Origin of the sequence: Gracilibacillus boraciitolerans JCM 21714 (assembly GCF_000521485.1) — a bacterium.
Classification (GTDB): Bacteria; Bacillota; Bacilli; order Bacillales; family Amphibacillaceae; genus Gracilibacillus; species Gracilibacillus boraciitolerans.
This window is the reverse complement of record NZ_BAVS01000002.1, coordinates 102,706-115,406: the sequence shown is the minus strand read 5'-3', so window position 1 is coordinate 115,406 and position 12,701 is coordinate 102,706. Positions and strand designations below refer to the sequence as shown.

General features: G+C 33.4%; 12 protein-coding genes and 2 pseudogenes. 1 reads left to right on the top strand and 13 read right to left on the bottom strand.

The window, feature by feature from the left end:
* Positions 1 to 13: 13 nt before the first annotated feature.
* The 12 genes and pseudogenes from JCM21714_RS19040 to JCM21714_RS03665 all read right to left on the bottom strand — a co-directional run bounded on the left by JCM21714_RS19040 (position 14) and on the right by JCM21714_RS03665 (position 9,856).
* On the bottom strand, positions 14 to 472 hold the full coding sequence (locus JCM21714_RS19040) for a Nif3-like dinuclear metal center hexameric protein (RefSeq protein ID WP_052000362.1): 459 nt from the start codon (positions 470 to 472) through the stop codon (positions 14 to 16).
* A complete protein-coding gene (locus tag JCM21714_RS22710; protein WP_052000361.1) occupies positions 460 to 690 on the bottom strand; it encodes a Nif3-like dinuclear metal center hexameric protein in 231 nt (76 codons plus the stop codon). Before JCM21714_RS22710 ends, JCM21714_RS19040 begins: the two co-directional genes overlap by 13 nt.
* A gap of 338 nt (positions 691 to 1,028) precedes the next feature.
* Positions 1,029 to 1,676 carry a type 2 periplasmic-binding domain-containing protein gene (locus JCM21714_RS03700; protein ID WP_052000360.1) on the bottom strand — a complete coding sequence of 216 codons (648 nt, stop codon included), beginning with the start codon at positions 1,674 to 1,676 and terminating at the stop codon, positions 1,029 to 1,031.
* Complete coding sequence (locus JCM21714_RS19035) at positions 1,669 to 1,773, bottom strand: endo-1,4-beta-xylanase (RefSeq protein ID WP_084040566.1); 105 nt, start codon at positions 1,771 to 1,773, stop codon at positions 1,669 to 1,671. The genes JCM21714_RS03700 and JCM21714_RS19035 overlap by 8 nt, the downstream gene beginning before the upstream one ends.
* Positions 1,774 to 1,923: 150 nt before the next feature.
* A pseudogene (locus tag JCM21714_RS03695) lies at positions 1,924 to 2,841 on the bottom strand (carbohydrate ABC transporter permease).
* A gap of 12 nt (positions 2,842 to 2,853) precedes the next feature.
* Positions 2,854 to 3,828, bottom strand: coding sequence for an ABC transporter permease (locus JCM21714_RS03690; RefSeq protein ID WP_035721944.1), 975 nt, complete (start codon positions 3,826 to 3,828; stop codon positions 2,854 to 2,856).
* Positions 3,829 to 3,967: 139 nt separating this feature from the next.
* A complete protein-coding gene (locus JCM21714_RS03685; protein WP_235182584.1) occupies positions 3,968 to 5,269 on the bottom strand; it encodes an extracellular solute-binding protein in 1,302 nt (433 codons plus the stop codon).
* A 32-nt stretch (positions 5,270 to 5,301) separates the two neighbouring features.
* On the bottom strand, positions 5,302 to 5,694 hold the full coding sequence (locus JCM21714_RS20840) for a hypothetical protein (RefSeq protein ID WP_235182583.1): 393 nt from the start codon (positions 5,692 to 5,694) through the stop codon (positions 5,302 to 5,304).
* 187 nt (positions 5,695 to 5,881) lie between these two features.
* Positions 5,882 to 7,636 carry a sensor histidine kinase gene (locus tag JCM21714_RS03680; RefSeq protein WP_035721942.1) on the bottom strand — a complete coding sequence of 585 codons (1,755 nt, stop codon included), beginning with the start codon at positions 7,634 to 7,636 and terminating at the stop codon, positions 5,882 to 5,884.
* A gap of 10 nt (positions 7,637 to 7,646) precedes the next feature.
* Positions 7,647 to 8,663: a helix-turn-helix transcriptional regulator gene (locus JCM21714_RS03675; RefSeq protein ID WP_052000359.1), complete on the bottom strand. Its 1,017-nt coding sequence runs from the start codon at positions 8,661 to 8,663 to the stop codon at positions 7,647 to 7,649.
* Positions 8,664 to 8,701: 38 nt separating this feature from the next.
* Positions 8,702 to 9,160, bottom strand: coding sequence for a response regulator (locus JCM21714_RS03670; RefSeq protein WP_235182582.1), 459 nt, complete (start codon positions 9,158 to 9,160; stop codon positions 8,702 to 8,704).
* Between the two features lie 15 nt (positions 9,161 to 9,175).
* Entirely contained in the window at positions 9,176 to 9,856 is a 681-nt protein-coding gene (locus JCM21714_RS03665; RefSeq protein ID WP_052000358.1) for a YesL family protein, read from the bottom strand.
* Positions 9,857 to 10,069: 213 nt separating this feature from the next.
* On the opposite strand from JCM21714_RS03665, the gene JCM21714_RS03660 reads away from it, so the two are divergent.
* Entirely contained in the window at positions 10,070 to 11,215 is a 1,146-nt protein-coding gene (locus JCM21714_RS03660; RefSeq protein ID WP_035721938.1) for a family 8 glycosyl hydrolase, read from the top strand.
* 273 nt (positions 11,216 to 11,488) lie between these two features.
* Here JCM21714_RS03660 and JCM21714_RS03655 read toward each other — a convergent pair.
* Positions 11,489 to 12,638: pseudogene (locus JCM21714_RS03655) on the bottom strand (Gfo/Idh/MocA family protein).
* Positions 12,639 to 12,701 lie beyond the last annotated feature (63 nt).

The following is a 12,701-nucleotide window of genomic DNA, read 5'->3' as shown; positions in this document are numbered from 1 at the left end:
CTTTTCTTATAAACTAAAGGGTTTTTATACAATTTTCAGTAGGTAGAAATTCGACAGGTAAACAAGGATATATCTTTGAAATATAATCAGATAGATATGCCATCCCTGGTTCTTCACTTTCTAAATGTCCAAGTATAATGGCTGCTTTGTTTCGTTTCATTGCCATAGCATCTCTGATAAATTCAGGTGTTTCCCATTCTGGTCCTTCTCCATAAATAACGAGATCTGCATCTTCTTCCGTGAATATTGGTATAGTTATGGTTCCACTACCTCTATAACCTACACAAATTCCAACTTTAGAAATATTTGTAGATAAATTTCCAACATAACGTATACTTTTTAGATGTAATTGTCGTTTTATACTCTGAACAACTTGTAGTAAAGTTTGCTCAGGTATTTCGAAAATGGAGTAAGATGAAAAATTTTCTTTTACAAAAGATGACCAACCTAATGCACTTATCATTCCTTGCATAATGCCATCAGGCTGATAACGGTGAATATAATCATGTATCTACAGATAACGATACCCGAATCTTTAATAAGCTTTTCTTTTTCCTTAAATATTGCAGATGATTTGATTTCACTATCATGATGACTATAGAAGGCACCTTCATGACAAATTAGCAGATTAGCTCCTATGTCTATCGCTTTTTTTACGACATGATAGGTTGGCATAAAAGTGACAGCCACTTTTTCAACTTCCTGAGAAGGGTCGCCAAATTTTTGCTGTATCTACAGTTTCTTCCAAAGGTGAAATACCTTCTTTTAATCTCTCCATTAATTGCTGTACTGTGACCATTACAATTTCCACCTTTGTCTTCCATATAATAATTTCTGACTACTTTAAAGATAGTAGTACTTTCTTGTCTATAGATTTTCTGAGATTTCGTTCCTATGCACACAAAACAATTGTCAATTAATAACTCATCATGACTTTAAAACCATGATTATTAATGTTTAATTTTTTTCACTTGTAAGAAATATAACACGGAGAAAGTTATTTCCCCGTGTTATATTTACTTCCTATATCATTTAGTATTTTGATAAACTTCATTAGCAAGATCTAAGTAGCCTTGGACGTTCTGCGCTTCTAATTCTTGAACATATGTGTCCCATTCATTCATACTCCTATCGCCAATAATGAATTTTAATGTGTTTGATTCAACTGTATCTTTAATAGGTGTACTCAATAATGTAGACTGCTCTAACTGTGTAGCATCATAGCGAATTGGTGGATCAGGAAGAATTAATTCTTTTGTTTCGTGCATTGCATTTTGAAATTCAATTTCTTCTTCACTGAACATAGAATATAATAAATCTGTAGTTCCACCATAAGACCAGTTACCACCAGAGAAACCATGATCTATTTGAAGATCTTCTTCACCATCTGGGTTCATACCACGGAAGGTAATATTTTCTGCGAGTTGACGGTTACCATCTTCTTTAGTAAATGTTTCGCCTTCAACACCCCATTTAGCAAATTCAGTTCCTTCATCACTGTACAATAACCAATCTACAAATTGTAACATTGCTTCAAAATTTGGATCCTCCGCTGCAGCCTTCGTAAACATCATACCATTTTCCAATTTACTTCCTTCCATTAATTGACCGGCAGGACCACCTGGTACGACAATCTTTTTAATAGAATAATTATCTTTGCCTAAAGTGTCATCCATGCATAGCTTTATCATGCTTCTCAGCAAAGTCTACCATTTCATCACTAATTTTAAACATGTATTTCTCCTCAGCAGGGTGGAGGTTCTCAAATTTCATTTCATTCTCAGCTGTTAGACTATTAAAATGTTTATGTATAGCTTTTCAGCTGAATACATTGTTTTATAATTGATAGCTGCACCTATTTTAAAGTCTTTTTCGTACTTTTTATATAGACTAGTATTGTCTATCATATTGTATTTCCCTTTTCTATTTCACCGCTCCAAGTGTCATCCCTTTTACAAAATAGCGTTGTAAGAATGGATAAACCATAATAATTGGTAAACTAGCTACAATTGTCATGGTAGCTTGAATCGATTTCGGTGTGACCATATTGCTCCCGCTATCTGCAGAGTTGGCAAAAGCTGAAGCCATATCACCACTTGAAGTAGTGCTTGAATTTTGCAAAATTTTCATCAATTCATATTGTAGTGTCGTTAAATGCTCTTGACTTGAATTGTATAAAAACACATCAAACCATTGGTTCCATTGAAATACTGCTACAAACAAAGCTACTGTAGCTAATACTGGCAATGATAAAGGTAAAACGATTTTGAAAAATATTCTAAAATCACCTGCTCCGTCGATTCGAGCAGATTCAAAGATACTAGTTGGTAATCCCTCGATAAATGACCTCATAATAATTAAATTAAAAGCACTAATTAATGTTGGCAAAATATATACCCAAAAAGAACCGATTAGCTGCAGGTCTCTCATTAATAAAAAAGTAGGAATTAATCCACCATTAAAATACATGGTCATAATGAAGATAATCGTTATCGATCGTTTGAACATAAAATTGGGTTGCGCAATTGCATATGCAACCATTGCTGTACAAAAAAGTCCTACACCCGCACCAATTATTGTCCGTAACACAGAAATGAAAATAGCCTGATAAATCGCCGCTTTATCAAATACATGCTCATAGTTACCCCCAAGTAAACTCTCTGGGCCATAAATAAATGGATCCTTTCACCGAATCTGTCGCTTCATTTAACGATATTGCTAACTGATTTAAAAAAGGATACAGCATAAATATACATAATATAATCATAAAAAAATATTACATGTATCAAAAACAATATCTTCCTTTGTTCTTAAGAATCCTGCACTTTTACGTTTAAACATTTTACATACCCCCTAGTAAAGTCCGCCTTGGCCCATTTTCTTAGATAATGAATTCGCCGCAATTAAGAATATGAAGCTTATTACGGTTTTAAACATTCCTGCTGCTGTTGCTAATGAGAAATTAAACATTGAAATACCATATTTAATTACAAAAACGTCAATATTTTCTGAGTATTCAACGTTTTGCCCATTCCCAAGTAAATACTGTGGTTCAAAACCAGCTTCTAATATATAGCCAATATTCATAATTAATAAAACAATTATTACTGACTTCATTCCTGGTATAGTGATATGTAAAATCCGTTGTATCCTTGAAGCACCATCGATTTTAGCTGCTTCGTACTGTTCTTGATCAATCATTGAAATAGCTGCTAAATAAATAATGGCGTTCCATCCAACATTTTTCCACGTTTCAGCAACACCTAATATACCCCCCCAAAAATATTCCCCCCCAACACCTAACCATAATATTTCTTTATCAATTAAGCCTAAACTAGTTAATGTATCATTTACTATACCTTCTATTGAAAGCACAGATGATACTAAGGCAGCAGCAACAACCCATGATAGAAAATGAGGTAAGTAACTGATGGTTTGTACTACTCTTTTAAATTTCATATTAGATAGTTCATTAATCAAAACTGCTAGAGTTATCGCTGTCACAAAACCCAACACTAAGTTTATTAAACTTTGTGCCAAAGTGTTACGAAGTACTCCTAAAAATCGATCATCTGTAAATAAAAATATAAAGTGCTTAAATCCCACCCATTCCTGCTCTGTAAAACTTAGGGCTGGTTTATATTGCTGAAAGGCCATTGACCAACCCCAAACCGGCAAATATTTAAAAATAAATACCCAGATAACAAATGGGACTGTCATCCACAATAAAGCTTGTTGCTGCTTACATCTTTTCAAAAAACCTTTTATTCCTTTTGGTTCAGCATCTGTTAAGGAAGTTGATTTTAATGCATTAGTTTGGCCTGCCATAGATATTCCCCCCTTATCTGTATTATCTTTATTGTCTCGGACCATTAGGCAAAATGAAGCTTACCTAATGGTCCGAAAACAACAAATCTGTAATTTGTTTAAAAAGCGGAAGGCTTTGGAATCAGCCTTCCTCTATTTATTATTCAGCAGCCTCAGCGGACTTTTCTGCAATTTCTACTTTACGTTCTACTGATTCCTGAATAACTTGTTCGTATTCTTCATATGGAAGACCTTCAAATTCACCTAAATAAGCTTCCCATAGCGTGTCGAACTCACCAGGATCAGCAAAAATAATCTCTGGATATTTACGTTTCATTAAATCATCAAGTTGCTGTTCATATAATTGTGCAGGTGTACCCGTTTCAATAGGTGTGTCCCATGCAGGGAACCATGGTCTTTCATCCGGCTCTGAGAATAATTCTGTAAAGGTTTCTATTCCATATGCTTCTAAGAATTCCTTATCTCCTTCGTCATACATCATTGTTGCTACTTCAGGTTGCTTTGGCGGTTCAACTGCATTTCCATCTGCATATAAACCATTCATTCTTGGCCATCCCCACTCAAAGTAACTAAATCCAAATTCATCTCTGAATTCAGTATTTCTAGTTTCGACTATTTGTTCTTCTGTACGATAATAACGACCATCATCCTCTACCTCATACGTTTCACCTTCAATACCCCCCCAAGTAATAAGTTTTTGCGTTTCTTCTTTAGCAATATGGTCTAAATATTTAATAATTCGTACTTGATCTTCTTCTGAAGTACCTGCAGTTATACCCATACCTGGAGAAGCTGCGAAACCAACCGGATCTAAATATTGATCTTTGATACCTTCTTCAAACACAACCGGAAATGCCATGTAGTCATTATAAAAATTTTCATCTTGATAAAGTGTGTCCAGTGCTTGACCTACCTGCCAACGATAATCAAAGAAACCTACGACACGACCAGAAGTAATCTTCGCTAAATATTCATCATAATTTTGTGTAAATGCTTCTTGGTCAAATAATCCAGCAGCATTTACTTCATTTAATTTCTTTAACCAACGCTCTGTTTCAGGTTTGTTTCCATACACATTTACATCCAAGGTTTCCAGATCCACCATAACACCACCATCATTTGGATAACCTGCTAAGTGGTTGGGTTGATTAGATAGTGCAAAGAATCTCCAATCATGCGTTAACGCAGTAAACCCGATTGTATTTGCCCCCCCATCAATTTGAGGATTAGCTACTGTATATTCTTCAATGATATCGAAATAATCATCTAAAGTTTTTGGTTGTGGATAATCTAATTCGCGTAAAACATCTCGCTTAATCCACCATCCACCTTGCTCAAGATTTGCTGGTTTAACAAAACCATGTGATGCACCTGAAGGTATAATATAAATATTTCCATCATCCCGTTTCATTAATTCTAAATAAGGACCATACATTTCCATAATATTTGGTGCATGTTCTTCTAACAGATCGTTTAAAGCGATAAACCTCCCGCGTCTATTACTGCATCGGTTGATTGTTCTGCATTTAATAATTCCGGATACTCTCCACTTGCAATCATTGTTCCAATTTTTTGATTTACATCACCTACGATATGTTCGATGTCAAAATTAACGTTTGTTTCTTCTTCAAACATCTTACCTAAAGTTGTTTCAGAAGTATTAATGTCTTCTCCAGGTCCTGACCCATCAAAAAAATCAAATGTATAAATTTCCCCATCATCTTCTCCCGCTGATTCTTCATTCGAATCATTGTTGCCACTTTCGGAATCATTACTTCCTGTCTCGCTATCATTGCTGCATGCTGTCAGCAAAAGTAGAAATAAAACAAATAAACTAATGAACCATAATTTCTTTTTCCCTAACATAACCCTAATTCCCCCCCTTCCATTTTTAAATTTCTTCAAGATGCCTTGTTTTGTAAGCACTTTCATTTTAACTTCAATTTGTTCTAATTGTTACCCTCTAAAGTTTAGATGATACTTTGAAAAATAAAGTGCGACTTTCATCGGTATATATTATAGTCGCACAAAAGAAATGTAGTCCAAACGCAGACTACATTTCAGTTTCAATATTTAATGGGATCCTTAAATATACTGTAATTCCTTTCTTTTTATTTGTTTGAATTTCTAATACAAAATTTTCATCATAATACATTTTTAGTCGCTGATAGACATTACTTATTCCTATACTTTCTCCAACTATCTCATCTTCGCCTAATGATCGCATAATCTCCTGATATTTCTTGTCTGATATTCCTACACCATTATCTTCAATAATACATTCCAATTGTTCGTCATTCCGATCAATATACACATTAATTTTACCATTTGCCTTTAGTGGCTCAATTCCATGAATACTAGCATTTTCAATAAATGGAATAATTATCATATTTGGTATTAAGCTATCTTCTGCTAGTTTTGATAAATATATCTCATATTGTATTTTTTCATCAAAGCGGTATTTTTGAATTTCAAGGAAAGCTTTAATTAATTGTACTTCTTCTTTTACAGTAACAAAATCTTTATTCCACGTTATGGAATTCCTTAGCAACTTCGCCATATTTTGGATAATATCAGCAGTCTCAATCTCTTCTTTTAAAAGACTTCTCATTCTTAAAGTTTCCAATACATTAAATAAGAAATGTGGGTTTATTTGACTTTGTAATGCTTTTAATTGCGTCTCTTTCTTTTGAATTTCTAAATCCTTTTTTTGAATCTTTACGACATATACATCATTAATAAGATCTTTAATTTTTTTTGACATACGATTAAATTCAGTTGTTAATACTCCAATTTCATCTTTATATAGCTTTCCTTCAATAAGTTCAAAGTTTTGATTTTTCACTTTTCTCATTTTTTTGACAATAGTATTCAATCGAAAGTGAATATTACCTGCAAGATAAATGATAAATAAGGTCGGTATTACGAAATTCCACAATGCTAAGTATAAAATTGATGGAATAGACTTTCTTACTTCAGTCAATAATTTATCTTCAGGAATTACCCCCCCAACTAATTTCCAGTTGGACATATATTGCATTTGATATGATTCTTCTAATATTATGGCATTGTCTGGTATATCAATTGCATTAAAAGAAAGATATTTCGCAGACCATGGCACTGATTCATCAGTGGAAAATTCGATTGTATTATTTTCATTAAGTAAAAATATTTCACCTTCAAATGTTTCATTTGAGAATATTTGATGAATAAAACGCTCATTAAGATTAATCATAATCACTTTCTCATTTGTCACTGATTCACTTGAATCAAGCGCTCTTACGACTACAAATTGATCTAATAAAACATCGTCTTCTATTCGCCTAGTAACTACCGGATATTTTTTTCTTGTTTCAATTGTAGATTGATACCAATGTGAGTTGATAACGTCCTCATTAATATCATATATACCACCTGCTTTAATAACAGTTGGATTATCTGTAAATAAATTTATAGAACGAATAGAGGAATAAATTGGTGTAAATTTATTAATATCTCGAAATTGACTATTATAAGCTAGAATGAAATCCAATGGAGATTCATAGTTTTTATCTAGAAATTGATATACAAATGCATCCGAGTATAGCACTGAGGCGATCCCTACAGCATCTTCTACACCTTGTTTAAAGCTATTTGTCACTTGGCGTAATGCAAGCTCATTATCATGAATTTTTTGATTACGTACATTTTCGGATGTAACATAGTAAAAAATCACATTTGTTAAAACAATAGGTAAAAAAACAGAGAACATATAAATTAATAGTAATTTGTTTTTTATCTTTATATTATTAAGATGAAATTTATCCATATAGAACCTACTAACTTATCTGTTCCATCAATTTTTTCCGGTATTGGGAAGGCGTGGTACCTACATTTTTTTCAAACTGTGTAACAAAATAGTCTGGATTCGTGAATCCTACCTTTTCTGCTATTTCATAAACTTTCAGATCTGTTTTTCTTAACAATTTTTTTGCCTCTTCTATTCTCACGTTAAGTATATAATCCTTAAAATAAATACCATAAGTTTTTTTAAACAGTTGTCCCATATAGACGGGATTCATATAAAATGTATTAGCAATTGATTTCAAAGTAATTGGCTTGTCAAAATGGGAATGGATGTACTTTTTTATTCGATATATAGTACCCTTCATATTGTTTTGATTTAAACGTGTTAATAAGAGAGTGGCCTCTTTTATAAATTGCAACCACAACCCTTTTAATTGATTTAGTGTCAATGAGTATTCTTCCCACTCCAGCATTTCTTTAATAGTAGAAATCTCTTGCTCATTCCCTTCCACTTCTTTTATTGATTTTAATATTTTATGGTTTAATCGGTTAACAACCGTGCGTAAAGCATCCTTAGCAAAGTTCATTTCTGTAGATGTCTCTATCATTTTAGCTAAGTGTTCTTCAATTTTCTTTTGATTATTTTCCTCCATAAAATCAAGCATATCATCGTAATAGGACTGATCAAGTTCAATAAAATATACATCCTTATCCTTAATCATTTCATAAGTAATAATCTGCTTATTTAATAGGTATTTAAATTGCACACATTTTTTAGCTGCTTTATATGATGTGGATAATTCATGTATCCTTTTCACTGTAATACCACTATAGATGTTAATATCAAAATCTAACTTTGCACTCAAAATTTTATATTGTTCAGTTAGAAATTGTTCAAATGTCACATTGTTAGCTCTTAAGAAAAGATCATTTATTACTAGTCCAAAGCAATTTACATTATCTTCAAACCACACATAATGTTCTTGCCCTTCTAAAGTCAATAAAGCACTCTCAATAATTGCAAAACAACTTTGACAATCGTTCTGCATACTATTAATTTCGATTTTTAAAAACGTATACGTCTCACCTAAAAAAATGGATGCAGAAGATCTTTGTTACTTTTGCACGATTCATCAAATAATATCTTCTTTACTTCCGTCATTACTTCCATTTTATCTTGAAGATGTCTGGATTCATAGTCCCTTCTGATAGTAGTTGCTACTCTATCTAAAGTTTGATGAATTTCTTCTTGATCGACAGGTTTTAGAATAAAATCTTTTACACCATATCTTAAAGCGCGCTGTGCATACTTAAAGTCGGTATAACCACTAATCACAATAAAATAAGGTGAATCCGTCAATGACTCTTTTGTATATTTAATGAGATCTAAGCCATCGAGAACAGGCATTCTAATATCGGTTAATACAAGTTCAGGTTTTAGCTGTTGGATATCTGCCAAGGCATCTTCACCATTATCTGCTTCACCACAAATAGAAAATCCATAAGTTTCCCAATCTATTAATGTCTTAATCCCCCTTTCTAACAAAAACATCGTCATCCACTAGATAAACCTTATACATGTCCTTGTTCCCCCTTTCATAATAGGATTGTTTTCTTTTTCTAACAGTTTTTTTTGCTTCACTTCAAATCGTTCAAACGCTATAATTGAGAATCTTGTTATAATATAAAAAGTTAAACTAACACCTATTACCGGTAAAAGTCCTGGAATAAACCTCCATAAGTATTGAAGCAGAATTAATATTGTGCCCATAATAAAGGTTACTAGCGGGCTAAAAACACCAATAATAATGGCATGCTTGATAGCATGACTAATTTTTAAATTAAAATGTGCCATGATCGGAAATGTGTATAATAACGTAATTATATAAATGAAGGCTAAAACAATAAATACAGTTAAAAATAGAAATTGGAAGGTACTGGTATTCTGTATTATCCATTGTAAATCAACAAAAAGTATATATCCCACTACTAAAAATAGAAATCCCATTAAATTGGATTTAATAAAATATTGCTTATAGGCTTTCGCATAGGATTTATGGAAAGATATCTCTTCGTTTACATGCCATTCTCTTATGGTTGAGATTAGTGCCATTGTCGCTGGAAAAATACCGAAAACAATTAATCCGAGTAAAGAAGAAATAATCCAGAGTAAATTAAGATACATAATCCACATTAACCATTCTAAAAATCTATAAAAACCATTTGTATTTAATGATTTCATCAAAATGTACACTCCTTTTTTGTAAACGCTTTATTTTTTAAAGAAAAAAATATACTTTGTTTATTCATTGAACATACTTTATATATTATATTATATTTTGAAAAGAAAGAAAGATATTTTCGTATTAATTCTTATTCTTTTGAGTTTGAGGTAAATTGATAGTATTTATTATATCATCACAGATCTAATTTGAGAACCTAAAGGAGGATATTCATGAAAAAATTGTCAGTAATTCACAGTAACAATTATCGGAATTTATTTTTAGAATACGGTTATGATCGCGAAGAACTCGATACTAAGTTAAAAGAATCCTGGGAGATGTTATTTCAATCTGATTATCCCGAGACACAGATCTATTATTCTGTTAGTAATAATTTAGGATATATGCTAGACACAGGAAACAATGATGTGCGAACCGAAGGAATGTCTTACGGAATGATGATGGCAGTCCAGATGGATGAGAAAGAGATTTTCGATAGTATATGGAATTGGTCGATAACATATATGTATATGGATGAAGGAGAAAATGCCGGTTATTTTGCTTGGTCGTGCGCAACAGATGGTAGTAAGAATGCATATGGACCTGCACCGGATGGGGAAGAATATTTTGCTCTCGCCTTATTCTTTGCATCGCATCGTTGGGGGGATGGAGAAGGAATCTATCAATATAGTAAACAGGCAAAAGATTTACTGCGTACATGTATTCACAAAGGAGAAAAACATGACGGCTATCCAATGTGGAATCCCGACAATAAATTGATAAAGTTTGTTCCAAGTGTGGAATTTTCTGATCCATCTTATCATCTTCCACATTTCTATGAACTTTTTGCTTTGTGGAGTTATGAAGAGGACCGCACTTTTTGGCAAGAAGCAGCAGAAGCTAGCAGACATTATATCGCAAAAGCTGCTCATCCTATAACAGGTTTATCGCCTGAATATGCATTTTATGATGGCACTCCGAATCACATACGGGGCTTTGGCCATTTTTTCAGTGATTCTTATCGGGTTGCTTGTAATATTGCATTAGATTACGAATGGTTTCATGATAATGCCTGTCCAGTAGTAGTTAATGAAAAATTACAAGCATTCTTTGCTGATAAAGATCCTCTTGATTATCGTCGATATAAAATTGATGGTGAGCCATTTGAAGAAAAGGCCCTCCATCCTGTTGGACTCATTGCAACAAATGCCATGGCGTCGTTGTCTACCAGTGGGGAAAACGCCAAGAAATGTGTTGATTTATTTTGGAATACCCCCCCTGTTAGAACAGGAAAAAGAAGATACTATGATAATTGCCTGTACTTTTTTAGTTTATTAGCACTGAGCGGTAATTTTAAAATATGGATGCCACAACAATAAACCTATCTAATACTTTTCATCCATACACATAAGAAAGATTATGCGACATAATGCCTGTGGCAATTTTGAAAGATTTTTACTAATAAACAGCCGCTCCGGCTGCCCGCTTCCCTTTCCGTGGGGGTTTTCTTCTCAGCTAACTTTTCCAAGCAAAGATCGCTTGAAAAAGTGGATCTTCAAAGAAAACATTCCCACAGGAGTGAAAGCGGACGCCTTCGCTCTTGATTTGCTCTACAACGATTATGACAAGTATCTTTTTGTCTCAGTTTACTTTTAATAGTTGCCACCTGTAGTGATATTATTGCTGGAGAAATTCTCTACTGATTTACCTTTTCATGAAATGATTGACGGATGATAAGATTCCTTTTCTCGTGTAAAAAGGACTTTTCTCTGTCAAAGGTAGTGAAACCGTTTGTTTCAAGTTAGCAGATTGATAGATTGCTGTAATTAGTTCCAATGTTTGGCGACCTTGTATTCCATCCACTAACAATGGCTCTTTATTATTTATCGCATTTATCATATTATTAATTTGACCTGGATGTCCCTCATACACAAGTGCAGATTGATTTTCATACACATCTGTCAATTTTTGCTCAAGTTCGCTATTCTCCTCGGGAAATCCATTTTCTTTAGAAACTGATGCTTTAACCTTCCAGGGAACAGACACACGAGCCTTCTCACCTTGAAATATAAGTTGCTGTTCTTCCCCATGATGAATAACAGAACTGGTTATTTGTGCTAAACTGCCATCTGCATATCGAGCAATTGCAATTGAAATATCTTCAACTTCTGCGTTATCATGGGCAGTATTACTTATCACCGCAGTTACCTCAGTTGGAATACCTCTCATCCATTGGAAAATATCGATATGGTGTACAGCATGGTTCAGCGTACAGCCTCCCCCTTCTTTTTCCCATGTTCCTCGCCACCATAAATCATAGTAGCTATGTCCCCGCCACCAATAGGAATCAACCTGGGTATGCAAAATATTCCCGATTAATTCTGTATCTAACACATTTTTCAAGTTCATCATCGGCGTGGTAAATCGATTTTGAGCAATTACCGATAATAATTTCTGATTTTTTTTTGCCGCTTCATTCATTGAATCGCACTCTTCTAGTGAGGATGCCATAGGTTTTTCCACTAAAACATGCTTTCCGGCATTCAATGATCCAATCGCAATTTCTGAATGTGTGTATGGTGGTGTACAGATCGAAATTAAATCTACATCTTCGTTCTTTAAGAGGTCTTGATAGTTATCGTAAATACTAACATCTAAAAGAAACTCTTCCTTTAATCGCTCAGCTTTATCTGGATATATATCACATAAAGCGACTATTCTGCACTTACCTGGAAAAGTTAAATAACCCTTTATATGTGAAGGACAGATAGCACCAGTACCGACGATAGCAACATTTAACATTCTATTCAGTCCTTTCTTTTCGAATTAAATGAAAACCCTTTCATTTAATCTTTCACTTTTATC

Coding starts and splice junctions, on each gene's coding strand:
- JCM21714_RS19040 (WP_052000362.1), bottom strand. CDS start 472: ATGCAAGGAATGATAAGTGCATTAGGTTGGTCATCTTTTGTAAAAGAA.
- JCM21714_RS03700 (WP_052000360.1), bottom strand. CDS start 1,676: ATGGATGACACTTTAGGCAAAGATAATTATTCTATTAAAAAGATTGTC.
- JCM21714_RS19035 (WP_084040566.1), bottom strand. CDS start 1,773: ATGAAATTTGAGAACCTCCACCCTGCTGAGGAGAAATACATGTTTAAA.
- JCM21714_RS03690 (WP_035721944.1), bottom strand. CDS start 3,828: ATGGCAGGCCAAACTAATGCATTAAAATCAACTTCCTTAACAGATGCT.
- JCM21714_RS03685 (WP_235182584.1), bottom strand. CDS start 5,269: ATGGAAATGTATGGTCCTTATTTAGAATTAATGAAACGGGATGATGGA.
- JCM21714_RS20840 (WP_235182583.1), bottom strand. CDS start 5,694: ATGTTAGGGAAAAAGAAATTATGGTTCATTAGTTTATTTGTTTTATTT.
- JCM21714_RS03680 (WP_035721942.1), bottom strand. CDS start 7,636: ATGGATAAATTTCATCTTAATAATATAAAGATAAAAAACAAATTACTA.
- JCM21714_RS03675 (WP_052000359.1), bottom strand. CDS start 8,663: ATGCAGAACGATTGTCAAAGTTGTTTTGCAATTATTGAGAGTGCTTTA.
- JCM21714_RS03665 (WP_052000358.1), bottom strand. CDS start 9,856: ATGAAATCATTAAATACAAATGGTTTTTATAGATTTTTAGAATGGTTA.
- JCM21714_RS03660 (WP_035721938.1), top strand. CDS start 10,070: ATGAAAAAATTGTCAGTAATTCACAGTAACAATTATCGGAATTTATTT.